We start from the raw sequence: 23,083 nt of genomic DNA on the forward strand, positions 1-23,083 counted from the left end.
GGTGTCGGCCGGCCGGCACCGGGTACGCGCGGGTCATGTCCGTGCACCGTTCCGCCTTCCGCTTCGACCCGGCCTTCCGGGCCCCGCTGGCGCTGCTCGGCGTGCGCCCGGAGACCTCCTGGGTGCTCGTCGACGACGAGGCGCTGGAGATCCGGTACGGACCCTGGCGGCTGCGCACCCCCCGGGCCAACGTCACCGGGGCGCAGCTCGACGGGCCGTACCGGTGGTGGCGGGCGATCGGGCCGCACCTGTCGTTCGCCGACGGCGGGGTCACCTTCGGCAGCAGCACCGCCGCCGGGGTGTGCGTGCGGTTCGCCGAGCCCGTCGCGGCCCTGGTGCCGGGACCGTGGCCGCGCCACCCCGGCGCCACGGTCACCGTCTCCGACCCGGAGGCACTGCGCGACGCCCTGCGGACGCCGCCCGGCTGAGGCGAGCCGCCCACGCGGTCGGCGCCCGCGATGATCTCCCGGCTTGCCGGTTCCGCCGAGCGGTGCCCCGAGTACCGCCTACGGTCGGTGCAGGACCGTAGAGAGTGGGACGGGAATGGTGGACGGGCGGGACGGGGCGAAGCCACGGCGTACCCGAGGGCGGCGTGGCACGCCGGCGGGTCTCGGGCCCGAGGTGCGGGCGGCCCGCGATCCGCTCCAGGGGGAGCGCACCCGGTCGGGGTCGGTGACGGTCCCGGAGTGCGTGGAGAGCCACGCCCGCCCCCACCCGGCGGCCGACCCGCTGCGGCGCTGGCTCTTCGCCCACCAGGTGCAGCCCGCCGGTCCCGAGGCGGAGGAGGGTACCCAGAAGCGCCACCCCTGGTGGCGGGTGATGTGCCTGACCGGCGTCGACTACTTCTCCACCCTGTCGTACCTGCCCGGCATCGCGGCGCTGGCGGCCGGGGCGCTCTCCCCGGTGGCCACCCTGCTCATCGTGGCGCTGACCCTGTTCGGGATGCTGCCGATGTACCGGCGGGTGGCCCGGGAGAGCCCGCACGGGCAGGGCTCGGTGGCGATGCTGGAACGGCTGCTGCCGTTCTGGCGCGGCAAGATCTTCGTCCTGGTGCTGCTCGGCTTCGTCGCCACCTCGTGGATCATCACGATCACCCTCTCCGCCGCCGACGCGACGGTCCACCTGCTGGAGAACCCGTACCTGCCGGCGTCCTTCCCGCACGGCACGGCCGCCGCCGTGGTGGTGACCGTGGTGCTGCTGCTGGTCCTCGGCGGGGTGTTCCTGCTGGGGTTCAGCGAGGCGGTCAGCGTGGCCATCCCGCTGGTCGCGGTCTTCCTCGGGCTGAACGCGGTGATCGTCGTGGTCGGGCTGGCCGAGGTGGCCGCGGACCCGTCCCTGGTGGGCGACTGGACGCAGGCGCTGACCGCCGGCGGCACCGGTCTCGGTGACCTGCTCGGGCCGGCGGTGCTGGCCTTCCCGCTGCTGGTGCTGGGCCTGTCCGGTTTCGAGACCGGGGTCAGCATGATGCCGCTGGTGAAGGGGGCGGGGACGGACTCCCGGCAGCGCCTGGAGGCGCGGATCCGCAACACCCGCAAGCTGCTCACCGCCGCCTCGCTGATCATGTCGGTGTACCTGATCGCCACCACGTTCGTCACCACGGTGCTGATCCCGGCGGAGGAGTTCCGGCCGGGCGGCGCCGCCAACGGACGGGCCCTGGCCTGGCTGGCCCACGAACACCTCGGCGAGGCGTTCGGCACCGTCTACGACATCAGCAGCGTGCTGATCCTCTGGTTCGCCGGCGCCTCGGCGATGGCCGGCCTGATCAACATCGTGCCGCGCTACCTGCCGTCGTACGGGATGGCGCCGGAGTGGGGCCGGGCGGTCCGGCCGGTGGTCATCGTCTATACGCTGATCAGCATCGCCATCACGATCGCCTTCCGGGCGGACGTCAACGCCCAGGCCGGCGCGTACGCCACCGGGATCCTGGCGATGATGGTCTCCGGCGCGGTGGCGGTGACCATCGCGGCCGTGCGGGCCCACCACCGGATCGCCGGGGCCGGCTTCGGCCTGCTCACCGCCGTCCTGCTCTACGCCCTCGCCGAGAACGTGATCGAGAAGCCGGACGGCATCGCCATCTCGGCCCTGTTCATCGCGGGGATCATCGCCGTCTCGCTGATCTCCCGGGTGTCCCGCACCACCGAACTGCGGGCGGAGCGGATCGAGTTCGACCCGGCCGCCCGGCGGTTCATCGCCGACTCGCTGACCCACGACGGCCGGCTGCACCTGATCGCCAACAAGCGCGACAGCGGGGCGCTCAAGGAGTACCGGGTCAAGGAGCGGGCGCAGCGCGGTATGAACCCGGTGCCCGGCGCGGCCGACGTGCTCTTCCTGGAGATCGACGTGGTGGACCCGTCCCAGTTCAGCCAGGTGCTGCGGGTGCACGGCGTGGAGGTCGGCGGCTACCGGGTGCTGCGGGCCAGCAGCCCGGCCGTCCCGAACGCCATCGCGGCCATCCTGCTCGCCCTGCGCGACGGCACCGGCGTACGCCCGCACGCGCACTTCGAGTGGTCCGAGGGCAACCCGCTCGCCCACCTGCTGCGCTACCTCATCCTCGGCCGGGGCGACACGCCGCCGGTGGTCCGGGAGATCATCCGAAAGAGTGAGCCGGACCCGTCCCGCCGACCGGGCATCCACGTCGGCGGCTGAGCGCTGGTGAGCCCGGGCCGCCGGTCAGGCCAGTGACCGCAGCCGCCCGGCCCGTCCGGCGCTGGGTCGCTGCCCTTCCCGGCCCCTCCGCCGACAAACACAGTCCTCGACCCAGCCTCCTAGGACGCCGTAGGGGCGGTGACGGACGTGATCGGGAGCGGACACGAAACGGCCCGCGCCCCGGGGGTGCGGGCGCGGGCCGGGGTCGACGGACCTACTTGGACGGCTCGGGCAGCTTGCAGTCGACCTTCGGGTTGGCGCCGATGTAGTTCAGCGGCCCGGCCACGATGGTCACCAGGATCGTGCCCGCCTCGGCGCAGTTGGTGTCGTCGTTGCTGTAGTAGCCGCGCTGGCCGGCGGCGATCGCGCCGATGAGCAGCCAGATGACGACGATAACTCCGAAAATCGATGTGCCGCGCATGGGGTGCCTCCAGGGTCGTGGTGGGGTCGAGGGTGACGCCCTTGTACCCAGACGCGACGAGCGGATAAACGACATCCGGAACGGACACCGGCGCACCGGCCGGATCAGTGCGGCGGGGACGGCCTCTCCGGCGGCTTGCCCCGGCTGCGCAGGGTGTCCGCGACGGCCACGCCGGCGAGTACCACCATCGCGCTGGCGGCGGCGAAGAGCGGCGGCAGGAAGAACACCGCCGGGGCGAGGGTCAGCAGCGCCAGCAGCCCGCCGGGGCGCGACAGTGAGACCCGGCTGAACACCTCGTACTCGAAGGCGGACCGGCCGACCAGGAAGAGCGCCGGCCCGCCGAGGATGACCGCCGCCCATGACGGCGGGGTGTGCCCCAGCGGCTCGTGCAGCACCAGTTCGAAGCCGGCCGCCGTGGTCACCACCCCGGCCACCAGCGTCAGGTGGGTGTATGGCGCGGTCAGCAGGAACCTGCTCGGCGCCTTCGCCGCCTGGATCGCGTGCGGCAGCAGTTCACCCGAGCGGTGCACGTAGATCCGCCAGAGCAGCAGGGTGGTGACGAAGGCGATGGCGAACGCGCCGATGTTGTCCGCCTCCGAGTGCTGGAGGCTGAACATGGTGCCGATGACCAGGATGGCGTCGCCGAGCGCGATGATGAAGAACTGCTGGAAGCGCTCCGACAGGTGTTCGGCGGTGACGTTGCGCTGCCGCTCGGGGACCATCCCCAGCCCGGGCACCGGGTACGCCAGCCGGAAGCCGCCGTAGTCGATGGCGAGCGCCAGGGCCCAGAACGCCTCGCGGGCGTGCCCGCTCACCGTGGTGCCGATGATCCAGGGGATGGCGGAGACGGCGAACCAGATGAAGATCCGTGCCGCCCGGCGCTGGGTGGGCCGGTGTCCGCGTACCGTGGGCATGAGGAACAGGCCCCGGCCGAGGTGGATCGCCACGTAGGTGCCGGCGAAGACCATGCCCCGGTCGGTGAATGCGTGCGGGATGGCCGTGGTCATCAGCAGCGCGCCGAACATCACCGCCGTGATCAGCAGCTTGATCTCGGTGCGCTGCGGGTCGTACATGTCGGTGACCAGGGTGGTGATCGCCCAGGTCCACCAGACCGCCATCAGGATGATCAGGGACTGGCCGGCGTGCTGCCAGGTCAGGTCGCTGACCAGGCCTCTGGAGATGAGGGCGAGCGCGACGACGTAGACCAGGTCGAAGAAGAGCTCCAGCAGGGTCACCCGGCGGGGACCCTCGGGGTCACGCAACGGCACGCCGGCCTGCCGGGCGGGCGGCTCCGGCATGAGTGGCTGCACGTGCTGCTCCTGCGTACCGGGTTCGTCGGCGCGGCGGGCCGCCGTCGGCCCGCTCACCGACCGTAGCGACGGTCGCCAGCCGGCGTGTCCGGTTCAGCGCTTCCCGGCGAATTCCGGTTGCCCGCCCAGGGCCGGCCACGCAGCCTGTACCGGATGGACCCGCTCCCCGCCCCCGCCGGGCGACCGGCGCCGCTGCCGCGCATCGACGTCGCGCTGGTGCGCCGCCTGGTCGCCGGGCAGTTCCCGCACTGGGCCGACCTGCCGGTCCGCCCGGTGGCGGCGGGCGGCTGGGACAACCGGACCTTCCACCTCGGCGACGAGATGACGGTACGGCTGCCCAGCGCGCCCGGCTACGCCGCACAGGTGGCCAAGGAGCAGCGCTGGCTGCCGGTGCTCGCCACCCAGCTGCCGCTGCCCGTGCCGATCCCACTCGGGCAGGGGGAGCCCGCCGAGGGCTACCCGTTCGCGTGGTCGGTGTACGGGTGGATCGAGGGCCGACAGGCCCGGGTGGAGCAGATCGCCGACCTGACCGCGTTCGCCATCGCGCTCGCCGGCTTCCTCGCGGCCCTGCACCGGATCGACGCCACGTCCGGTCCGGCCGCCGGAGAGCACAGCGCCTGGCGCGGGGGACCACTTCGGACGTACGACGCGCAGACCCGGGCCGCGATCGCCGCCCTGAGTGACCGGGTCCCGGGTGAGCTGCTCACCGGGATCTGGGAGCTGGCGCTGCGCTCCACCTGGTCCGACCCACCGGTCTGGTTCCACGGCGACGTCGCCTTCGGCAACCTGCTGGTCCGCGACGGCCGGCTGGCCGCGGTGATCGACTTCGGCTGTTGCGGGGTGGGGGATCCGGCCTGTGACCTGACGGTCGCCTGGACGCTGCTCACCGCCGGGAGCCGGGCCGCGTTCCGCGACGCGCTCGCCGTGGACGAGGCGACCTGGAACCGGGGCCGCGGCTGGGCGCTGTGGAAGGCGCTGATCACGCTCGACGACACCGATCCGGCTCGCGCCGCGGAGGCGCGGCACACGCTCACCGCCATCCTCGAGGAGTACGCCGCCCCGGGTCGGTGACGGTCCGGGGCAGACGGTGTGGGCCGGTGTCCGCGCCGAGGCGCGGCCACCGGCCCACGTGGTGCTCAGACCTGGTCGGCGGCCGGCTCGGGCAGCACCGCACCGGCCTCGGCGCCGGCACCGGCCAGCAGCTTCGCCTGCTGCGGCCAGGTCGCCAGGCTCGGCGCGGCACGCAGCCCGGCGGCCCGGATGGTCTCGCGCAGCGCCGGCTCGTCCAGCTCGGCCAGCTGGCGGTAGGTGCGGATCCCCGCGGCCTGCAACGCGGTGGCCATCTTCGGCCCGACGCCCTGGATCCGGCGGAAGTCGTCCGGCGTCTCGGCGTCCGGCGTGGCCACGACGTCCGCGTCGGCGGTCGCCGGCTCGTCGGACGCGACCGGCGCCTCGTCGTCCAGCGCGCGGCGGGGAGCGGGGATCACCGGGTCCGCGGCCTCGACCTCGGCCGGGGCGGGAGCCTCGACCTCGGCCGGGGTGACGGCCTCGACCGGCGCGGCGGGGGCGACGGTGTCGGCGTCCACCTCGTGGGCGGTGGCGGTGGTGTCGCGGTCGCTCTGCGCGACGCCGACCGGCTCCACCGTCCGCTCCTCGTCGGCCTCGTCGGCGACGTCGGTGCGGTCGTCGTCCGCGTCGGTGCGATCGGCCGCCACGTCGGTCCCGGCAGCGGCCACGTCGACCGAAGCGACGGTGTCCGACGCGGCGGTGTCGTCGTCGGCGGTCAGCGGGGTGTGGCTGGCGGCCAGCGACGCGGCGGCCGGCGTCGTGTCGAGGTCGTGCGGGGTGGGCGCGTCGATCACGGCGGCGGGCGCCGGCGCGACGTCGACGGTGGCCGCCGGCTGGGGGGTGTCGACGGTGGCGGTCACCGTGGCGGCGGCCTTCTCCTCCTCGGAGAGCCCGACGACCGGGTCACCCTCCACCATGGGTTCCGGCCGCTCGGCGGTCGCCGCGGCCTGCCGGCCGCGGGCCACCCAGCCCCCGGCTCCGCCCAGCACCAGGGCCAGGATCACGATCAGCCACTGCCCGAAAGTCGACGGCACGGCAAACCTCCCTCTTGCATATGTCGGTGAAAGTCACGAAGAAAACTCGCCGGCAGCTTTGCACACGCGTATGGCGGACGACAGGGAGGATGGGTCATCGCGACGCAGGTGGGATGCACGGTGTCGGCGGGTGTCGGCGGGATGACCGACGGTACGGAAAGCGGGCGGACCCGGCCGGGTCGCGACGAGGTGCCGTCGTCCGACCCGGCCGGGCGGCTCGGTCCTCTTCGGCGTCCGCCCGCTCACCCGGCCGGGCGCGGCGCCGGGACGTCGGCGGCGTCCCAGCGGTAGAAGCAGCCGGCGATCGCGTCCCGGGGGGAATGCCAGGTCGGCAGGTACGGGGAGGTGTGCGCGGAGAGTCGCTCGTTGACCTGGAGGTACAGCGGGTGGTTGCGGGCACCGGCCAGGGCGTCCGGGTCCACGTCCTCGGTCTCCATCAGGTGGACGCACAGGTCGTGCAGGCAGTACAGGGACCGGTGCCGGACGCCGGTCAGGGCGGGCAGTTCGGTGGCGTCGGATTCGGCGAAGATCTGCGCCACCCGGCCCTCCGAGCCCGGGAGGATCCTGCTGACGATCAGTAGACGGCTCATGGGACCCCTCTCGCCGGTGGCGCTCCGCCCAGGTCGGAGCCCACGGACTGCTGTGCGGCCCACCCTGCCGGCACGCCTGTCACCTGACCGTCACGCGTGCCGCGCCGGTGGTGACGGCGGTCAGCCGCCCTGGGGCGCGACCCGGGCGGCCGGCGGTCGACCGGGAGGGTCGGGCCGCTCCCGGGTGGCGTCGCGGATCGGCGCGAGGGTGTCGTCGAGCAGCGCGGTCATCGCCGCGGAAGGTTCGAGCCGCAGCTCCCGCAGCAGCAGGTCGCGGTAGACGTAGAAGGCGTGCACCGCCTCGAAGGCGTTGCCCTCGGCGAGGTGGATGCGCACCACCAGCCGGTGCGGTGTCTCCCGCAGCGGCTCGGCGGCCATCGCCTCCAGCGCGGCCTGCAGCGCCTCTCCGTGCCGGCCGGCCGCCAGGTGGTGGCCGGCCAGGTCCTCGAGCATGTGCAGGCGTAGCTGGCGCAGCCGCTCCCGGTCGGCGAGGACCCAGTCGTCGTACCAGCCGGGGAGCAGGTCGTGCCGGCCCGCGGCGAGCGCGGCGGACGGGTCCTCGCCGTGGCGGACCCGGGCGGCCGTGCCGACCAGCGCGTCGACGTCGACCCGGACGACCGGGTCCAGTCGCACCGTGTCGCCGGCGGTGGTGAAGGGGCAGCACGGGTCCTGGCGCAGTCGCCAGAGGGCGGTGCGCAGGGAGGACAACGCCTTGTCCTCCGGCGCGTCCGGCCAGAGCAGGCCCGCGAGGTGGCTGCGGGTGGCGCCCGGGCGCAGCGCGATCAGCGCGATGACCCGTTGCAGGCCGCGGGGGACCACGATCGGGGTGTCGCCGTGCAGCAGCCGGAAGCCGCCGAGCAGGTGCAGTGAGATGTCCGGGCCGGGTGGGCGCCCGGTCGTCGGCATGGACGAATCAGCGGCCACGGCGGCACCCCCTGCGGAACGCGCGTCCCGACTCCTCGTGTGTCCCGGTGCGGCACCCGTGACCGCACTGTCGGGTCGCTGCGCCGTGGCGGTGTCGCCGCGGCCACCGGGCTGACCGTGACGAAGATTATCAATTGTGGTCACTCTCGGTCAATGTCGAGCTTCCGGTCGGCGCTCACCACGCTCAACCATGAAACCCCTTCTGAACTGTGCGCACGCCGTGGTCGCGGCCCTGGCGTCGCACAGCGGATACACAGGTTGCGTCAACGCACCGTCACGATGCGGCAGCGCCGGTCGGTGCCGGCCGGTGACGCCGGCGTGACGCCGGCGCGCGCATCGTGTCGGCAGTCGTCCGGCTCGCGGCGCGGTCCACACCGCGCCGGCGGCCGTGGGGGGAGGCCCATCCATGGACCGTTCGCTGATCGTCGCGAAGGTGGTACCCAGCGCCGAGGCGCAGGTCGCCGAGATCTTCGCCGAGTCCGACGCGACGGAGCTGCCGCGCCTGGTCGGTGTCCGGCACCGTTCGCTCTACCGGCTGCACGACCTGTACGTGCACCTGTTGGAGACGGAGGCACCGACGCCGGGCGCGGTCGAGGCGGCCCGGGGGCATCCGGAGTTCGAGCGGGTCAGCGCCCGGCTGCGCCCGTACATCTCGCCGTACCTGCCGACCTGGCGGGAGCCCCGCGACGCGATGGCCCACTGCTTCTACCGCTTCGACGCGGGCGCCCCCGTCGGGCGGCGGCCGTGACCGCCACCGCCCCCCGGGAGGGGGAGCTGTGGTCCCGCTGCGGCGGGTGCGCCTCGCTGCTGTACCGCAAGCGGCTGCGCCGCAATCTCGACGTCTGTCCGGAGTGCGGGGAGCACGCCCGGCTCGCCGCCCCCGAGCGGCTGCGGCAGCTGGTGGACCCGGAGTCGTTCATCCCGTTGCCGGACCGGGCGGCCGAGGTGGACCCGATCGACTTCGTCGACGTGCTGTCGTACCCGCACCGGCTCAGCGCGGCCCGGGCCGGCACCGGGCTGGCCGAGGCGGTGGTCTGCGGCACCGCCACGATCGGCCGGCACCCGTGCGCGCTGGCCGTGATGGACTTCCGGTTCCTCGGCGGCAGCCTCGGCGCCGCCGTCGGTGAGCTGATCACGCGGGCGGCGGAGCGGGCGCTGGAGGACGCTGTCCCCCTGGTCCTGGTGACCGCCTCCGGCGGGGCGCGGATGCAGGAGGGCGCACTGTCGCTGATGCAGATGGCCACGGTCAGCCAGGCGATCGCCGCGCTGCGCGAGGCCGGACTGCTCACCGTCAGCGTGCTCACCGATCCCACGTACGGGGGTGTGGCGGCGTCGTTCGCCACCAACACCGACGTGGTGCTCGCCGAGAGCGGCGCCCGGATGGGTTTCGCCGGTCCCCGGGTCATCCGGCAGGTCACCGGCCGGGAACTGCCGGAGGGCTTCCAGACCGCGGCCTTCCTGCTGCGGCACGGCCAGGTGGACATGGTGGTGCCCCGGCACGCCCTGCGCGGGCGGCTGGTGGCGCTGCTCGCCGCCGCCCGGGCCGGCCGCCGTCCGGCGTCGCGTCCCGCCGTACCCCGGCAGGAGCCGGCCCGCGCCGCCCGCCCGGCCGCCGTCGTGACGGATCCGCCGGTGGTCGACGCGGCGCCGGCCGACGCCTGGGAGACGGTACGGCTGGCCCGGCACCCCGGCCGACCGACCACACTGGACTATCTGGACACCGCGTTCGAGGGGTTCGTCGAGCTGCACGGCGACCGGCTGGGCGGGGACTGTCCGGCGGTGGTCGGCGGCCTGGCCCGCCTCGACGGCCGGCACCTGATGGTGATCGGCCACCAGAAGGGCCACACCACCGGCGAGCTGGTGGCCCGCAACTTCGGCATGGCCAGCCCGGCCGGGCACCGCAAGGCGCTGCGGCTGATGCGGCTCGCCGCCCGCCTCGGCCTGCCGGTGGTCACCCTGGTGGACACCCCGGGGGCCGACCCGGGCGTGGGCGCGGAGGAGCAGGGGCAGGCGGCGGCGATCGCGGAGAACATCCTCTCGCTCAGCATGCTGCCCACCCCGGTGGTCGCGGTGATCACCGGTGAGGGCGGCAGCGGTGGGGCTCTCGCGCTGGCCGTCGCGGACCGGGTGCTGATGCTCCAGCACGCCGTCTACTCGGTGATCAGCCCGGAGGGCTGCGCGGCCATCCTCTGGCCGGACCGGGGGGCCGCTCCGCAGGCCGCCCGCGCACTGCGGCTCACCGCCCCCGACCTGTGTCGCCTCGGCGTCGTCGACGACCTCGTCCCCGAGCCGGTCCCGGCGGCGCACCACGACCCGGAGGCGGCCGCCCGCGCGCTGCGGGAGGCGGTGCTGGCGCACCTGCTGCCGCTGCTCGACGTGCCGCCCGCCACCCTGGTGCGCCGCCGCCGCCAGCGCTTCCGGCGCTTCGGCGCGGCCCGCGCCGGCGCCCGGGTGGGTGCCCGGTGAGCGCCGGGACGGTCCCGGCCGGCGCGCCGTCGTCCGCCGACGGCGCGGAGGCGGCGCACGAGGTGGACGCCGTGCTGGCCGGCCTGCGCCGGCACGCCCGGCAGCTCGTCGCCGAGGTCGCCGGCCCGGTACGCCGGGTGCGGCTGCGCAGCGGCGACACGGTGCTGGAGGTGGAGTGGCACGAAGCCGCCGCCGGCCAGGGGGTCGTCGCGACGGAGACCGGCCGCGCCCCCGACGCCCCGGCGGTGGTTCCCGTCGCCCCGCCGCCGGCCCCCCGGCCCGCGCCGCCGGCCGGCCGGATCGAGGTGCGCTCGCCGATGGTCGGCACCTTCTACCGGGCGCCCGAGCCGGGTGCCGCGCCCTTCGTCACCGTCGGTGAGCTGGTCCGGCCCGGGCAGGTGGTCGGGATCGTCGAGGCGATGAAGCTGATGAACGAGGTGACCGCCGAGCGGGCCGGCCGGGTGGCCGAGGTCCTGGTCGACGACGGTCGACCGGTGGAGTACGACCAGCCGCTGGTCGCGCTGGACCCGGCCTGAGGTGGTGGGGATGTTCGAGAAGGTGCTCATCGCCAACCGGGGCGAGATCGCGTTGCGGGTGCTGCGCGCCTGCCGGGAGCTGGGCGTGCGAACGGCGGTGGTCTACTCCACCGCGGACGCCGACTCGGCCCCGGTCCGGCTGGCCGACGAGGCGGTCCTGATCGGACCGGCGTCGAGCCGGCGCAGCTACCTCAACGCCGCGGCCATCGTGGAGGCCGCCCGCCTGGTCGGGGCGCAGGCCGTGCACCCCGGCTACGGGTTCCTCTCCGAGGACGCCGACTTCGCCGAGATCTGCGCCGACAACGGCCTGGTCTTCATCGGCCCGCCGCCGCAGGTGATGGCCGCGCTCGGGGACAAGTCCTCGGCCCGGGCGCTGATGAGCCGGGCGGGGCTGCCGTTGCCGCCGGGCAGCGTCAGCCCGGTGCCGACCGCGGAGCGGGCCGCCGAGGTCGCCGCCGAGGTGGGCTACCCGGTGATCGTGAAGGCGGCGGCCGGCGGCGGTGGCCGGGGGATGACCGTGGTCCGGTGCCCGGCCGAGCTGCCCCGGGCGTACGCGCGGACCCGCGCGGCCGCGCAGGCGGCCTTCGGCGACGACCGGGTGTACGTCGAGCGCTACCTGACCGAGGCCCGGCACGTCGAGGTGCAGCTGCTCTGCGACGGGCACGGCAACGGCGTGCACCTGGGCACCCGGGACTGCTCGGTGCAGCGGCGGCACCAGAAGCTGGTGGAGGAGGCCCCCGCGCCGGCGCTCTCCGCCCGGACGCTGGAGACGATCGCGGAGACCGCCCTGCGCGGCGCGCTCGAGGTCGGTTTCACCGGCGCCGGCACGATGGAGTTCCTGGTGGACGCCGAGGAGGCGTTCCACTTCCTGGAGATCAACTGCCGGATCCAGGTCGAACACCCGGTCACCGAGATGATCACCGGGATCGACCTGGTCCACGAGCAGCTGCACATCGCCGCCGGGCTGCCGTTGCGGCTGCGGCAGGAGGACGTCCGGCCGCACGGGGTGGCGGTGGAGTGCCGGGTCAACGTCGAGGACCCCGACCGCGACTTCGCCCCCACTCCCGGCCGGCTGGAGCGCTTCCTGCCGCCCGGCGGCCCGTTCACCCGGGTCGACACCCACGGGCACCCCGGCTACCTGGTCGGGCCGTACTACGACTCGTTGCTGGCCAAGGTGGCGGTCTGGGCGCCGGACCGGGAACTGGCGTTGAACCGGCTGGAACGCGCCCTGGAGGAGTTCGACATCGCCGGGCCGGGGGTGCGCACCACCATCCCGTTCGTCCGGCGGGTGCTCGACGACCCCGCCTTCCGCAAGGGCCGCTACACCACCTCCCTGGTCGACCGCCTGCTCGCCGAACGGCAGCCGGCCCGGACCACCCCGCCGGCGCCCACGGCCGCCGTTCCGCCCGAGGCGGGCCCGCCGGCGGCATCGTCGCCCGGAGCCGGCGCGCCCCGGTCCGAGGCCGGTGCGCCGGCCGCGCCACCAGCCCCGGCGCACCCCGCCGCGCGTCCCGCCGTCGTCGGGGCCGCGCTCCCGGCACGACCCGGCGGGACCGTACCCGGCCCCCGCCCCACCGCCCGTCCGGTCGCCGCCACCGCGGCACCGGCCACCGACCAGTCCTGACCGCTTCCGAGGAGGACCCGATGACCGTCACCCACGGCCAGCCGCTCACCACCGAGATCACCGACATCCTGGTGGCGCACTGCGGCCTGGACGCCGACGCGGCCGCCCGCGCCCCCGCCGCCTCGCTGGAGGAGCTGGGCATGGACTCGCTGGCCCTGCTGGAACTCTCCGCCGTGGTGGCCGACCGGTGGCGGGTGCAGATCCCCGAGCAGGCCGGGCAGCTCAGCATCCCCGCCGTCGCCGACCTGGTCGCCCGCCGCGCCCAGCCACCCGGCCACACCGAGAACAGCATCGTCATCGCCGCGCCCCTGGCGCTGGTCTGGGAGATCACCAACGACGTGGCGCACTGGACCGACCTGTTCACCGAGTACGCCGCGGTGGAGATCCTGCACAGCGAGGGCGACACCGTCCGCTTCCGGCTCACCATGCACCCCGACGAGAACGGGATCGCCTGGAGCTGGGTCAGCGAACGCACCGCGGACCCGGCCAGCCGCCAGGTGCGGGCGCACCGGGTGGAGACCGGGCCGTTCGAGTACATGCGGATCCACTGGCGCTACACCGAGGAACCCGAGGGCGTCCGGATGACCTGGGTGCAGGACTTCGCGATGAAGCCGACCGCGCCGGTGGACAACGCCGGCATGACCGCCCGGATCAACGCCAACAGCCGGGTGCAGCTGGCCGTCATCAAGGAGCGCATCGAGCGGGCGTACGCGGGAGGCGACGATGAGTGAGATCACCACCGGACTGGTCGCCGCCCGGGACGTGACCGCCGACCGGCGGCGCGGCGGGGAGCTGCGGGTGCTGCTCGGCCCGAAGACCGTCGGCAGCACGTCGGGCTTCATGGGGGTGGCGGCGCTCGCCTCCGGTGAGCGGATCGCCGAGCACTACCACCCCTACAGCGAGGAGTTCCTGTACGTCGCGCGGGGTGCCATCACCGTCGACCTGGACGACGAGCCGGTGGAACTGGCGGCCGGCGAGGCGCTGTTCGTGCCCCGCAACGTCCGGCACCGGCTGCGCAACACCGGCGACGAGCCCGCCGAGGTGGTCTTCCACCTCGGCCCGCTGGCACCCCGCCCGGAACTCGGCCACGTCGACACCGAACTGGTCGAGCAGCGGGGCGCGTCGTGACCGGGCGCCGCACGGTCGTCACCGGCGTCGGGGTGGTCGCGCCGGGCGGCGCCACCCGGGACAGGTTCTGGAAGACCATCACCGAGGGGCGGACGGCGACCCGGCGGATCAGCTTCTTCGACCCGTCGCCGTTCCGCTCCCAGATCGCCGCCGAGTGCGACTTCGACGCCGACGCCGCCGGGCTCACCCTCGCCGAGCGGCAGCGCGCCGACCGGTACGTGCAGTTCGCCCTGGCCTGCTCCGCCGAGGCCCTGGCCGACAGCGGCCTGGACCTCACCGATGCCGACCGGCAGGTGACCGGGGTGGTGCTCGGCACCGCCGTCGGCGGCACCATGGCCCTGGAACAGGAGTACGTCCGGGTCAGCGACTCCGGCCGGCACTGGCTGGTCGACCACGCCCTCGGCGGGCCGTACCTCTACCAGGCCCTGGTGCCGAGCAGCCTGGCCGGCGACGTGGCCTGCCGGCACGGGCTGCACGGCCCGGCCCAGGTGATCTCCACCGGCTGCACCTCCGGCATCGACGCCATCGGGTACGCCCACCAACTGATCGTCGACGGCGAGGCCGACGTGGTGCTCGCCGGGGCCGCCGACTCGCCCATCTCCCCGGTCACCGTCGCCTCGTTCGACGCGATCAAGGCGACCAGCCCGGACAACGACGACCCGGCGCACGCCTCCCGGCCGTTCGACGCCGACCGGCACGGCTTCGTCCTCGCCGAGGGCGCCGCGGTGCTGGTGCTGGAGGAGTGGGAACACGCCCGCCGGCGCGGCGCGCACGTCTACTGCGAACTGGCCGGGTACGCCAGCCGCAGCAACGGCTTCCACATGACCGGGCTGCGGCCCGACGGGGTGGAGATGGCGCTGGCCATCAGCGACACGCTGCGGCAGGCGCGGCTGTCCCCGTCGGACGTCTCCTACATCAGCGCGCACGGCTCCGGCACCCGGCAGAACGACCGGCACGAGACGGCGGCGTTCAAGCGGGCGCTCGGCGAGGCCGCGTACCGGGTGCCGGTCAGCTCGATCAAAAGCATGGTCGGGCACTCGCTCGGCGCGATCGGCTCGATCGAGATGGCCGCCTGCGCCCTGGCGATCGAGTACGGCGTGGTGCCGCCCACCGCCAACTGGGTTACCCGGGACCCGGAGTGCGACCTGGACTACGTGCCCAACGTGGCCCGGGAGACGCCGGTGGACGTGGCGCTCTCGGTGGGCAGCGGCTTCGGCGGCTTCCAGTCCGCGATGCTTTTCCGCCGGCTGGCGGTGGCGGCGTGACCGGCCCGGGCGGGGTGAACGCCCAGGCGGTGGTCACCGGCATCGGGGTGGTGGCGCCCAGCGGCATCGGCGTCGACGCGCACTGGCACACGGTGCGCGACGGCATCCGGCGCACCGGCCCGATCACCCTGTTCGACCCGGCGAGCTACCCGACCCGGGTCGCCGGCGAGGTCGCCGACTTCGACGCGGCGGCGTACGCCGACAACCGGCAGCTCGTGCAGACCGACCGGTGGACCCATCTGGGCTTCGCCGCCACCCGGCTGGCGCTGGCCGACGCCGGCCTGCCCGAGCGGGCCCCCGATCCGTACGGGTGGGCGGTCACCCTGGCCAGTTCGTCCGGGGGCAACCTGTTCGGGCAGCGGGAGCTGCAACGGCTCTGGGGCGGGCCGACCCGCACCGTCGGGGCGTACCAGTCGATCGCCTGGTTCTACGCCGCCAGCGTCGGGCAGCTCTCCATCCACCACCAGTTCAAGGGACCGTGCGGGGTGCTGGTCGCCGAGACCGCCGGCGGCCTGGACAGCCTCGCCCACGCGGTACGCACCGTGCGGCGGGGCACCCCGGTGGTGATCGCCGGGGCGACCGAGTGCCCGCTGAGCCCGTACGCGCTGGCCTGCCAGCTCCGCTCCGGGCTGCTCAGCGACGTCGCCGACCCGGAGGCGGCGTACCGGCCGTTCGACCGCTCGGCCGGCGGCTACGTGCCCGCCGAGGGCGGGGCGGTCTTCGTGGTGGAGGAACTGGGCCACGCGCTGGCCCGGGGCGCCCGGATCTACGGCGAGGTCAGCGGGTGGGCGGCCACCCACGACGCCGCGCACACCGGCCCCGACACCGCCGGCGACCCGGACCAGTACGCCCGGGCGATGCGGCTGGCCCTGGACCGGGCCGGCGTCACCGCCAACGAGGTGGACGTGGTGCTGCCCGACGCGCTGGGGGTGCCCCGCTACGACCGCGGCGAGGCCGAGGCGCTGCGCACCGTCTTCGGCGACCGGCCGCCGCCGGTGACCACCCAGAAGCCGCTGACCGGCCGGGCCCACCAGGGCGGGTCGGCGCTGGACGTGGCCACCGCGCTGCTCGCCTTCCGGCACGACGAGCTGCCCGCGTCGGCCGGCCCTCGTGAGCCGGCGCCCGGTTGCGAGCTGGACTTCCTGCGTACGCCCCGGCAGCCGCGCCACCGGGTCGCCCTGGTGGGCGCGCGCGGCTTCGACGGGTTCAACAGCGCGCTGGTGCTGCGCGGGGCGCCACCGGCGCCGAGAGCGGCGGGGGAGTAGCGGACCACGGCCGCGCCCCGAGGTGGCCCGCCGCCGACCGGGATGGCGGAGGATCGCGGGCATGGCGTACCTGTTCCTGCTGCTCGCGATCTCCGCCGAGGTGTTCGGCACCAGCCTGCTCAAGGCCACCGACGGATTCACCCGGCTCTGGCCGACGCTCGGCCTCGCCGGGTCGTACCTGGCGGCGTTCCTGCTGCTCGCCCTGGCGGTGCGGGACATCCCGGTCGGGGTGGCGTACGCCGTGTGGTCCGGGCTCGGCACCGCGGCGATCGTGGCCATCGGCGCGGTCTTCCTCGGCGAGCCGCTCAGCGTGACCAAGGTGGTCGGCGTCGGCCTGGTCATCGCCGGGGTGGTGGTGCTCAACCTCGGCGGCGCGCACTGAGGACGGTGCCGTCGATCACGGATCTGGATCAGGTGACCCGCGGCCACTACACCTGGTGCAGGAAGAGCAGGCCGAAGGCGGCGGCGAGCGCGGCGCACCCGGTGACGGTGATGGTGCGAAGTCGTGCGGGCAGGTCGGCGTCCCAGCCCTCGACCGCCCCGGAGGCGCGGCGGATGAGCGGGGTGACGGCGCGCCCCGCGCCGAAACCGACACCGGCGAGGGCGGCGAGCTGCAGGCGCTGACCGGCGAGCAGGACCGCGACCGCGAGCACGTACGGGGCGGTGGCCGACAGGTACGTCCGCACGCCGGTGCCGAGTTCGAATCCGAATCGCAGCGCTCCGCGCCGGGGGCTGGGCCGCAGCACGTCCTGCGGCACCTGACGGGCATTCTGCGGCAGGGGGATGCTCACCACCCTGGCGTCCCGGAGCACTCCCAGCAGCGCCACCGCCACGACGGCCGCGTACCGCCAGGACACCGGCAGCGGCGCCGACAGCCCGGAGAGCGTCCCGAGGACCACGCCGCTGAGCAGGCCACCGGCGAGCAGCCCCAGGACGAACAGGGTGAGGAGCTTCCCCTGCGGATGCCGATCTCGCCGCCCGGGCGAGGCTAGCGCGTACGCGCTGTTGCGGGTTCAAACCGAGCCGGAGAGCGTGTAGCCGGCCAGCCCGCCGACCATGGCCCAGGTGAGCACGTGCCCGGAGACGGCGGCGAGCATCGCGCCGGCGGTGAGCAGCAGGACGGGTACCAGCGGGTCGGTGGCCCAGCGGCGCAGCCGCCGAACGGGTCGTACGGGTGGCGACTGGCCCGTCATACGGCGCCGCCGGTGAGCGTACGCCAGGTGGTCTGTCCCACGACGCCGTTGACGGTGAGCCCGTTCTGCCGCTGGAAGTCCCGTACCGCGGATTCCGTCCCCGAACCGAAGACCCCGTCCACAGCCAGCCCGTACGCGTGCTTGTTGAGTTGCCGCTGCACGCCCCGCACGACGTGTCCGGCGTACGGATGGTGCACGGTGGCTCCGACGATGGGCAGCCGCGGCCGGGGGTCGATCACCCGGCTCAGCGTGATTCCGCCGGCCGACACGGTGGCCACGAGGACGGGCCAGGTCTGGGCGTCGACGACGCCGGTCGCCGGGATTCCCCTGGCCGACTGGAACTGCTTCACCCTGGTCTCGGTGCCGCTGCCGAAGACGCCGTCCACAGTGGCGGAATAGTGCCACGCGGTCAGCAGGTGTTGCACCGTGTAGACGTTCGGGCCGGACTGGCCACGCCTGGTGGTGGGCCAGCCGACCGAGGTGAGGCAGCCGCAGTCGGTGTTCCAGCGGCAGATCGACCTCACCCAGCCTGAGCTGGTCTGCCGGTACCCGTCGTGGCAGCGGCGCTCCACCGAGCAGGCGCACGCGCCGCACGCGCCCTGGTAGCGCCAGAGCCAGCCGTCGTACGTGCCGGCGTAGCACTGGTTCGGCCGCAGTTTCCAGGTCGTGCCGTCGTTCTTGTGGAAGCCCGTGTTCGTCCCGCTGGTGTTGCAGGCGGCGGCGAAGATCGGGCTCGGACCGCAGCCGGGGGAACAGTTCTGGTCGCTGGCGTAGCTCGGGCAGCTGCCGTAGATGTCGTATCCGTCGGCGTAGGCGCGGCGGGCGGCCGGGAAGATGCTCAGCGCGGCCATGCCCAGCGCGGTGCCGGCCTGCAGCAGCGTGCGGCGGGACAGCGCCCAGGACATGGTCAGGCCACTCCTGGTCCGGCTCGCCGGCGGCCGCCGCCGGGACGCGGTGCCGGTACCCGGGTCCGTTCCCCGCAGCGCGGGCACCGCGTCGAGGGTGGTCATCGCGTGCCTCCCCGTCGAATCGAGTGGACGGTGTCGTCGCCGGACAGGTTGTCGACCTCGTCGAGCAGGTGGCCCAGCGCCACCGCGGAGCCGACCGGCTCGGACCGTCGGATCCGGCCGGTCGCGTCGATCACGACCGCGAACGGGGTGGCGATCGCGTCGTACCGGTCGAACAGGTCCGCCTGCTCGCCGAGGACGGTCATCGGCAGGTCCGCCGCTCGTGACGGGACGGTGTCGCGGTAGAGGACCCGGAGCACGACGTCGGTCCGTCGGGTGTGTTCGGCGGCCGCGTCGAGCAGTTGGTCGCAGGTCGCGCAGCCGGGATCCAGGAAGAGCAGGACCAGGGTGGCCGGGGACGGCGGTGCCAGGTCGCGGAACCGGGGCGCCGGCGAGCCGGGCCGCAGGCCGACGGACCCGGGGCGGCCGACGGTGCCGGTGGACAGGGCGTGCACCTGACGTACCAGGCCGGACACCACGAGGGCCAGCAGCAGGATCGCGATCCAGCTCAGGATCAGCGCGCTCGTCTGGAAACTCATCCGGGTACGCCTCCTCGGGTCACCCCGGCCGCCGGCCGGTCCGGGGTCGGGTCGTGCATGGCGGCGGGCAGGTGCGCCAGGAGCGCGGTGAACGTCGCCGCGGCGAGCAGGACGATGGTGAGTGAGGTGCCGGCTCGCCCCACCGGCACGACCGCGCCGGACAGAAGTGATCCGAGCAGGGCCAGGCCGGCGAGCGTGGACGCGCGCGCCACCACCCAGCCGGTCATCGGCACTTCGACCCGTGAGCACCCGCAGGGGACGGCCCGCCCGGTCGAGCGGACGTACCAGCCGTAACCCGCGTACGTGGCGAGCAGCGCGACGCTGCCGGCCAGGACCACGCCCAGCAGCCGGCCACCGTCGTCGCGGAGCAGGGCGACGACTCCGGCCACGCCGAGCAGGCCCTCGGCCGCGACGACCACCGCCGCGACGGTGGACGGCGCGGGAACCACCCGGTGGGCGGCCAGCGCCGTCGACAGCGCCGCCGGCTTCGAGAGGTGCTCACCGCAGGCGAGAAGCAGCGTGAGCAGCACGGTGTACGCCGCGACGCTGGCCACCAACGCGGACACGGCGACCTACTCGGCCGACTCGACGCGTAGCCCGTCCACCAGGTCCGGCACCCGGTCGAGCACCGTGTCAGCCAGTGGCAGCACGGTCACCCAGGTGTCCGCGGCGGCGAGCACGAAGTAGGGCCTGCCGTCCGAGAGCGTGTCCCGGAAGAGCTCTCCCGCCCGGGTCCGCAACCCTCGCCACGACGGCAACTGTCGCGTGCGCTCCGCGGTGAGCGGCGTCATGTCCAGCAGGCCGAGCCCGGGCACCTGCTTGATCACGGTTGCCGGCGCCGCGAACCGGCTGCCGACCCTGGTGTCGGGGCGCACGACGACACCGTCGTCGTGCTCCGTGATCCGCAGGGTCCGCAGCATCGTGAGCAGCTGCGTGGTCGAGGCGCCGTACAACTGGGTGACGAAGCAGTACCGGCGCCCTCGCCACGCCGCCACCAGCCGGTCCTCGGTCAGCCGGATCTGCGCGTCGTACGACCGGGCGCGCGCCGTCAACAGGGTGCCGCCCTGATAGGTCAGCTTCTCGTCGAAGTCGTCGACGCCGAGCGCCTGTGCCACGTCGTCGGCCAGGCCGACCGAGCCGGCCGTGAACTCGTGCCGCCGGCCGGCGATGGTCAGCTCGACCACCGAGGTGAACGGCGCGCTGAAGTCGAGTGGGCCGGTGAGCCGGAACCGCCGGCCGTCCATGGCGCGGTGTGCGACGGATGCCTCCGCGGCTACCATCCCCACCACCTCCCCCCGTGGGTGCGGCACGTGGTGGCCTCACATCATCCGCGCCACAACTATCTCTGACAAGCCCAATGTGCCTGCTCGTGTCACCGCACCCCCCGGAGATCACTCATGCCGGCGGTTCTGCTCGCTCTCACCGCTGTCGTCATTCCGTCATCAATTTCCACCCGGATTCCGCTGAGGCCGGAGCGGGAAAAGCCCGATGAGCTACGGATATTTCCAGTAGAGGACTGACACGTCCGCTTCGAGCGACAACTGTCCAGATCGTGCCGTGCCGGATGCCGCGCCGTATCGACGGCTGTCCTGTCGCGACCGGCGCTGTGGGCGGCGTCGGGCTCGCTGCGCCGCCGCCGCTCCGGCGGATCGGCCGGGGCGCACATCTCGGGGGATCCGGGCCGTGCTCCGGCACTGAGTGGTGTGTGACCAGGCCGAAAGGCCGAACCCGAGGCGGTCACCGGACGCTGCGGTGCCTCGTCGGCGACTGCGGGCGCACGGCGGCCCGGCCGGCGGTGTCCCGACCCGACGGACGCGCCTGATCCTGCCTGTCCGATCGAGTGTCGGCAATCCGGCCGGCCGCTCTTTCTGATCTAGCCATTTGCATCTAGCAATGGGTTTCCGGGCTGTCGTAGGGTTCCGACAGCACCCCGAAAGATGCACCTGATGGGCGGATTGCGCCCTATTTGACGCTGGGCGGTGGGCGGCAGTGACCATGGATCGTCCGACGGAAGATTCTACGGCGACAGACCCGGGTTGGGTTGACGAAATATTGTTAACAGGCCGGTCGAATGACATTTGTCTTCGTCTGCCGGAGCCGGTCGACCGGGGCACCCTGCGTCGCCTGGTGGGTGTGGCGCAGGCCCGTCTCGCCGCGGCCGGACTGCGCCCCGGCGGCGCCGCCGCGCTGCGGCTGCCGCCGTCGCTGGCGTACGTGGTGAACCTGCTGGCGACCTGGCGCACCGGCGCCCAGGCGGTGCTGCTCGACCACCGGCTCACCGACCACGAGGTGGACCGGGCGCTGGAGCGGCTCACCCCGCAGGTGGTCGTCGCACCGGTCCGCACCGGCGGCGGCGCGCTGCGGATCTTCGTCGACGTCACCGAGGGCGTCACGCCCCACTCGGACGCCCCGGCCACCAGTGGCCACGCGGTGATCCAGCTCAGCTCCGGCTCCACCGGACCATCCAAGGTGATCGGCCGCACCGCGGCGGACCTGGTCGCCGAGGTGCGCCGCTACACCCGGATCGACGGGGTGGCGCTGCCCGGGGAGCGGATCATCCTGCTGCCGTCCATGGTGCACGTGCTCGGCCTGGTCGGCGGCCTGCTCTACGGCCTGCACGCCGGCGTGGAACTGGTCCCACCGGAGCGGCTCGGCGGCGACGCGATCCTGGCCGCCGTCGCCGCCCAGGACACCCCGGCCACGGTGCTCGGCGTGCCCTTCCACATCGGACTGCTCGCCTCCACCCGACCGGACCGCCCGCTGCCGCAGTTCAAGCGGATGACCACCGGCGGGGAACTGGTCCCGGCCGCCACCGCGCAGGCGTTCGCCGACCGCTTCGGCGTCCCGCTGGGCAACATGTACGGGATGACCGAGGTCGGAGTCATCGGCACCGACCTGTACGGACGGCACCGCCCGTCGATCGCGCCCGCCCCCGGCATCGAGGTCCGCGAGTCCGGCGGCGAGCTCTGGGTGAGCTGCCCGGCGTCGCCGTACGTGGGGCTCAGCGACCCCACCCGCTGGGCCGACGGCTGGCTGCACACCCGCGACGCCGGCACCGTCGACCCGGCGACCGGCCTGGTCACCGTCAAGGGCCGGCTCGACTCGCAGGTCTCCGTCGGCGGGATGAAGGTGGACCTCACCGAGGTCGAGGCCACCCTCACCGGGCTGCCCGGGGTGGCCGCCGCCGTGGTCGTGTACGACGACGGCATCACCGCGTACGTGCAACCCGACGGCCCGCTGTCGGAGGAGGTGCTGGACAAGCTGCTCGCCGAGCGGCTCGCCGGCTACAAGCGCCCCCGCACCCTGCACCTGGTCGACCAGTTGCCCCGGACCACCACCGGCAAGCTGGTCCGCTCGGTCACCGCGCTGCGGGCGGCGGCCCCGTGACCGGCCCGCTCGGCGAACACCCGGGCACCGGCCCGCTACTCCAACCGCACCGACACCTCGACCTCGGCGTGGACGGCCGGACCCGGTCCGACGCCCGGGGGCCCGTCGACCGCGACCGCCAGCACCAGCCCGGCGCCGCACCCCGGGTGGCCGACCCGGACGCCGGCCCGGTCGGGCAGCGGGCGCAGCAGCTCGCGCGGGTGTTCGGGCACCGGCATCAGCCGGTGCAGGCCACCGGCGCGCAGCCCCCGGCCCAGCGCCTTGCCGACCGCCTCCTTGGCCGTCCAGAGCAGCAGGAACGCCTCGACCCGGGCGGCGTCCGGCAGGTCGCCCAGCCAGGCCGCCTCCGGCGGGGCGTACCAGCGGTGGGCCAGCGCCAGGGCGGGCAGCGGGCGACGCCGCTCGACGTCCACCCCGACCGGACCGGTCCGCCGGGCGGCGACCACCACCACGCCCTCGGCGTGGCTGACGCTGACCGGCAGCGACACGGCACCGGCCCGCACCCAGGGCCGCCCGTCGGGCCGGCGGCCCACCCCGACCTCCCGTTCCGCCCGGCCGAGCAGCGTGCACCCCGCCCGCCGCAGCAGCCGGCGCGCCACCTCCGGCCGACCGCCGGGGGCAGCGCTGACCCACACGTGCACGGTGTCCCGACCGGACACCGGTAGCTCGCCCACGAAGAG

At 74.3% G+C, this 23,083-nt stretch carries 24 protein-coding genes and 1 pseudogene; 13 read left to right on the forward strand and 12 right to left on the reverse strand.

The window, feature by feature from the left end:
* Positions 1 to 35: 35 nt before the first annotated feature.
* Both FHX75_RS02225 and FHX75_RS02230 read left to right on the forward strand, forming a co-directional pair.
* Positions 36 to 428, forward strand: coding sequence for a hypothetical protein (locus FHX75_RS02225; RefSeq protein WP_154936415.1), 393 nt, complete (start codon positions 36 to 38; stop codon positions 426 to 428).
* Between the two features lie 244 nt (positions 429 to 672).
* Positions 673 to 2,646 (forward strand): APC family permease, encoded by a 1,974-nt coding sequence (locus tag FHX75_RS02230; protein WP_154936416.1) that lies wholly within the window; start codon positions 673 to 675, stop codon positions 2,644 to 2,646.
* A gap of 214 nt (positions 2,647 to 2,860) precedes the next feature.
* Here FHX75_RS02230 and FHX75_RS02235 read toward each other — a convergent pair whose 3' ends face one another.
* Complete coding sequence (locus tag FHX75_RS02235) at positions 2,861 to 3,067, reverse strand: hypothetical protein (RefSeq protein ID WP_154936417.1); 207 nt, start codon at positions 3,065 to 3,067, stop codon at positions 2,861 to 2,863.
* Positions 3,068 to 3,171: 104 nt separating this feature from the next.
* Complete coding sequence (locus FHX75_RS02240) at positions 3,172 to 4,377, reverse strand: low temperature requirement protein A (RefSeq protein ID WP_246157542.1); 1,206 nt, start codon at positions 4,375 to 4,377, stop codon at positions 3,172 to 3,174.
* 153 nt (positions 4,378 to 4,530) lie between these two features.
* Between FHX75_RS02240 and FHX75_RS02245 the strand changes: the two genes are divergently transcribed.
* Complete coding sequence (locus FHX75_RS02245; RefSeq protein ID WP_154936418.1) at positions 4,531 to 5,448, forward strand: aminoglycoside phosphotransferase family protein; 918 nt, start codon at positions 4,531 to 4,533, stop codon at positions 5,446 to 5,448.
* Between the two features lie 65 nt (positions 5,449 to 5,513).
* On the opposite strand, the gene FHX75_RS32085 is transcribed toward FHX75_RS02245, so the two are convergent.
* The 3 genes from FHX75_RS32085 to FHX75_RS02260 all read right to left on the reverse strand — a co-directional run bounded on the left by FHX75_RS32085 (position 5,514) and on the right by FHX75_RS02260 (position 7,993).
* The gene (locus tag FHX75_RS32085) at positions 5,514 to 6,479 is read right to left on the reverse strand and encodes a helix-hairpin-helix domain-containing protein (protein WP_154936419.1); all 966 of its coding nucleotides are present in this window, start codon (positions 6,477 to 6,479) and stop codon (positions 5,514 to 5,516) included.
* 242 nt (positions 6,480 to 6,721) lie between these two features.
* A complete protein-coding gene (locus tag FHX75_RS02255; protein WP_154936420.1) occupies positions 6,722 to 7,069 on the reverse strand; it encodes a TcmI family type II polyketide cyclase in 348 nt (115 codons plus the stop codon).
* Between the two features lie 120 nt (positions 7,070 to 7,189).
* Positions 7,190 to 7,993 (reverse strand): AfsR/SARP family transcriptional regulator, encoded by an 804-nt coding sequence (locus FHX75_RS02260; protein WP_170285272.1) that lies wholly within the window; start codon positions 7,991 to 7,993, stop codon positions 7,190 to 7,192.
* Between the two features lie 406 nt (positions 7,994 to 8,399).
* Here FHX75_RS02260 and FHX75_RS02265 point away from each other — a divergent pair, with 406 nt between their 5' ends.
* The 9 genes and pseudogenes from FHX75_RS02265 to FHX75_RS02305 all read left to right on the forward strand — a co-directional run bounded on the left by FHX75_RS02265 (position 8,400) and on the right by FHX75_RS02305 (position 16,659).
* The gene (locus FHX75_RS02265) at positions 8,400 to 8,741 is read left to right on the forward strand and encodes a TcmI family type II polyketide cyclase (protein ID WP_154936421.1); all 342 of its coding nucleotides are present in this window, start codon (positions 8,400 to 8,402) and stop codon (positions 8,739 to 8,741) included.
* Entirely contained in the window at positions 8,738 to 10,459 is a 1,722-nt protein-coding gene (locus FHX75_RS02270) for an acetyl-CoA carboxylase carboxyltransferase subunit alpha (protein WP_154936422.1), read from the forward strand. The genes FHX75_RS02265 and FHX75_RS02270 overlap by 4 nt, the downstream gene beginning before the upstream one ends.
* A 62-nt stretch (positions 10,460 to 10,521) precedes the next feature.
* Positions 10,522 to 10,995, forward strand: coding sequence for an acetyl-CoA carboxylase biotin carboxyl carrier protein (gene accB / locus FHX75_RS02275; protein WP_425463482.1), 474 nt, complete (start codon positions 10,522 to 10,524; stop codon positions 10,993 to 10,995).
* Between the two features lie 10 nt (positions 10,996 to 11,005).
* Positions 11,006 to 12,352: pseudogene (locus tag FHX75_RS02280) on the forward strand (acetyl-CoA carboxylase biotin carboxylase subunit); the annotation flags it as partial.
* A gap of 287 nt (positions 12,353 to 12,639) precedes the next feature.
* Positions 12,640 to 13,350 carry an SRPBCC family protein gene (locus tag FHX75_RS02285; protein WP_154936424.1) on the forward strand — a complete coding sequence of 237 codons (711 nt, stop codon included), beginning with the start codon at positions 12,640 to 12,642 and terminating at the stop codon, positions 13,348 to 13,350.
* A complete protein-coding gene (locus FHX75_RS02290; protein ID WP_154936425.1) occupies positions 13,343 to 13,747 on the forward strand; it encodes a cupin domain-containing protein in 405 nt (134 codons plus the stop codon). Before FHX75_RS02285 ends, FHX75_RS02290 begins: the two co-directional genes overlap by 8 nt.
* Positions 13,744 to 15,012, forward strand: a complete 1,269-nt coding sequence (locus tag FHX75_RS02295; protein ID WP_154936426.1) for a beta-ketoacyl-[acyl-carrier-protein] synthase family protein — start codon at positions 13,744 to 13,746, stop codon at positions 15,010 to 15,012. Before FHX75_RS02290 ends, FHX75_RS02295 begins: the two co-directional genes overlap by 4 nt.
* A gap of 14 nt (positions 15,013 to 15,026) precedes the next feature.
* Positions 15,027 to 16,277 (forward strand): beta-ketoacyl synthase N-terminal-like domain-containing protein, encoded by a 1,251-nt coding sequence (locus tag FHX75_RS02300; RefSeq protein ID WP_154938701.1) that lies wholly within the window; start codon positions 15,027 to 15,029, stop codon positions 16,275 to 16,277.
* A gap of 61 nt (positions 16,278 to 16,338) precedes the next feature.
* Positions 16,339 to 16,659 carry a DMT family transporter gene (locus tag FHX75_RS02305; RefSeq protein WP_154936427.1) on the forward strand — a complete coding sequence of 107 codons (321 nt, stop codon included), beginning with the start codon at positions 16,339 to 16,341 and terminating at the stop codon, positions 16,657 to 16,659.
* Between the two features lie 46 nt (positions 16,660 to 16,705).
* Here FHX75_RS02305 and FHX75_RS02310 read toward each other — a convergent pair whose 3' ends face one another.
* The 6 genes from FHX75_RS02310 to FHX75_RS02335 form a co-directional block, all read right to left on the reverse strand.
* Positions 16,706 to 17,176, reverse strand: a complete 471-nt coding sequence (locus tag FHX75_RS02310) for a hypothetical protein (protein ID WP_211364298.1) — start codon at positions 17,174 to 17,176, stop codon at positions 16,706 to 16,708.
* A gap of 114 nt (positions 17,177 to 17,290) precedes the next feature.
* A complete protein-coding gene (locus FHX75_RS02315; RefSeq protein WP_154936428.1) occupies positions 17,291 to 17,470 on the reverse strand; it encodes a hypothetical protein in 180 nt (59 codons plus the stop codon).
* Entirely contained in the window at positions 17,467 to 18,480 is a 1,014-nt protein-coding gene (locus FHX75_RS02320) for a peptidoglycan-binding domain-containing protein (RefSeq protein ID WP_154936429.1), read from the reverse strand. Before FHX75_RS02320 ends, FHX75_RS02315 begins: the two co-directional genes overlap by 4 nt.
* Positions 18,477 to 19,016: a thioredoxin domain-containing protein gene (locus tag FHX75_RS02325; protein ID WP_154936430.1), complete on the reverse strand. Its 540-nt coding sequence runs from the start codon at positions 19,014 to 19,016 to the stop codon at positions 18,477 to 18,479. The genes FHX75_RS02320 and FHX75_RS02325 overlap by 4 nt, the downstream gene beginning before the upstream one ends.
* A complete protein-coding gene (locus FHX75_RS02330; RefSeq protein WP_154936431.1) occupies positions 19,013 to 19,582 on the reverse strand; it encodes a MauE/DoxX family redox-associated membrane protein in 570 nt (189 codons plus the stop codon). The genes FHX75_RS02325 and FHX75_RS02330 overlap by 4 nt, the downstream gene beginning before the upstream one ends.
* Positions 19,583 to 19,588: 6 nt before the next feature.
* Positions 19,589 to 20,296: a hypothetical protein gene (locus FHX75_RS02335; RefSeq protein ID WP_154936432.1), complete on the reverse strand. Its 708-nt coding sequence runs from the start codon at positions 20,294 to 20,296 to the stop codon at positions 19,589 to 19,591.
* Between the two features lie 715 nt (positions 20,297 to 21,011).
* On the opposite strand from FHX75_RS02335, the gene FHX75_RS02340 reads away from it, so the two are divergent.
* Positions 21,012 to 22,403: a class I adenylate-forming enzyme family protein gene (locus tag FHX75_RS02340; RefSeq protein ID WP_154936433.1), complete on the forward strand. Its 1,392-nt coding sequence runs from the start codon at positions 21,012 to 21,014 to the stop codon at positions 22,401 to 22,403.
* A gap of 35 nt (positions 22,404 to 22,438) precedes the next feature.
* Here FHX75_RS02340 and FHX75_RS02345 read toward each other — a convergent pair whose 3' ends face one another.
* Positions 22,439 to 23,077: a 4'-phosphopantetheinyl transferase family protein gene (locus FHX75_RS02345; protein WP_154936434.1), complete on the reverse strand. Its 639-nt coding sequence runs from the start codon at positions 23,075 to 23,077 to the stop codon at positions 22,439 to 22,441.
* Between the last annotated feature and the right edge of the window lie 6 nt (positions 23,078 to 23,083).

The sequence above is a fragment of the Micromonospora palomenae genome (genome assembly GCF_007829925.1).
Classification (GTDB): domain Bacteria; phylum Actinomycetota; class Actinomycetes; order Mycobacteriales; family Micromonosporaceae; genus Micromonospora; species Micromonospora purpureochromogenes.

Coding starts and splice junctions, on each gene's coding strand:
- FHX75_RS02305 (WP_154936427.1), top strand. CDS start 16,339: ATGGCGTACCTGTTCCTGCTGCTCGCGATCTCCGCCGAGGTGTTCGGC.
- FHX75_RS02290 (WP_154936425.1), top strand. CDS start 13,343: ATGAGTGAGATCACCACCGGACTGGTCGCCGCCCGGGACGTGACCGCC.
- FHX75_RS02320 (WP_154936429.1), bottom strand. CDS start 18,480: ATGACCACCCTCGACGCGGTGCCCGCGCTGCGGGGAACGGACCCGGGT.
- FHX75_RS02265 (WP_154936421.1), top strand. CDS start 8,400: ATGGACCGTTCGCTGATCGTCGCGAAGGTGGTACCCAGCGCCGAGGCG.
- FHX75_RS02225 (WP_154936415.1), top strand. CDS start 36: ATGTCCGTGCACCGTTCCGCCTTCCGCTTCGACCCGGCCTTCCGGGCC.
- FHX75_RS02255 (WP_154936420.1), bottom strand. CDS start 7,069: ATGAGCCGTCTACTGATCGTCAGCAGGATCCTCCCGGGCTCGGAGGGC.
- FHX75_RS02335 (WP_154936432.1), bottom strand. CDS start 20,296: ATGGTAGCCGCGGAGGCATCCGTCGCACACCGCGCCATGGACGGCCGG.
- FHX75_RS02325 (WP_154936430.1), bottom strand. CDS start 19,016: ATGAGTTTCCAGACGAGCGCGCTGATCCTGAGCTGGATCGCGATCCTG.
- FHX75_RS02315 (WP_154936428.1), bottom strand. CDS start 17,470: ATGACGGGCCAGTCGCCACCCGTACGACCCGTTCGGCGGCTGCGCCGC.
- FHX75_RS02235 (WP_154936417.1), bottom strand. CDS start 3,067: ATGCGCGGCACATCGATTTTCGGAGTTATCGTCGTCATCTGGCTGCTC.
- FHX75_RS02245 (WP_154936418.1), top strand. CDS start 4,531: ATGGACCCGCTCCCCGCCCCCGCCGGGCGACCGGCGCCGCTGCCGCGC.
- FHX75_RS02340 (WP_154936433.1), top strand. CDS start 21,012: ATGGATCGTCCGACGGAAGATTCTACGGCGACAGACCCGGGTTGGGTT.
- FHX75_RS02285 (WP_154936424.1), top strand. CDS start 12,640: ATGACCGTCACCCACGGCCAGCCGCTCACCACCGAGATCACCGACATC.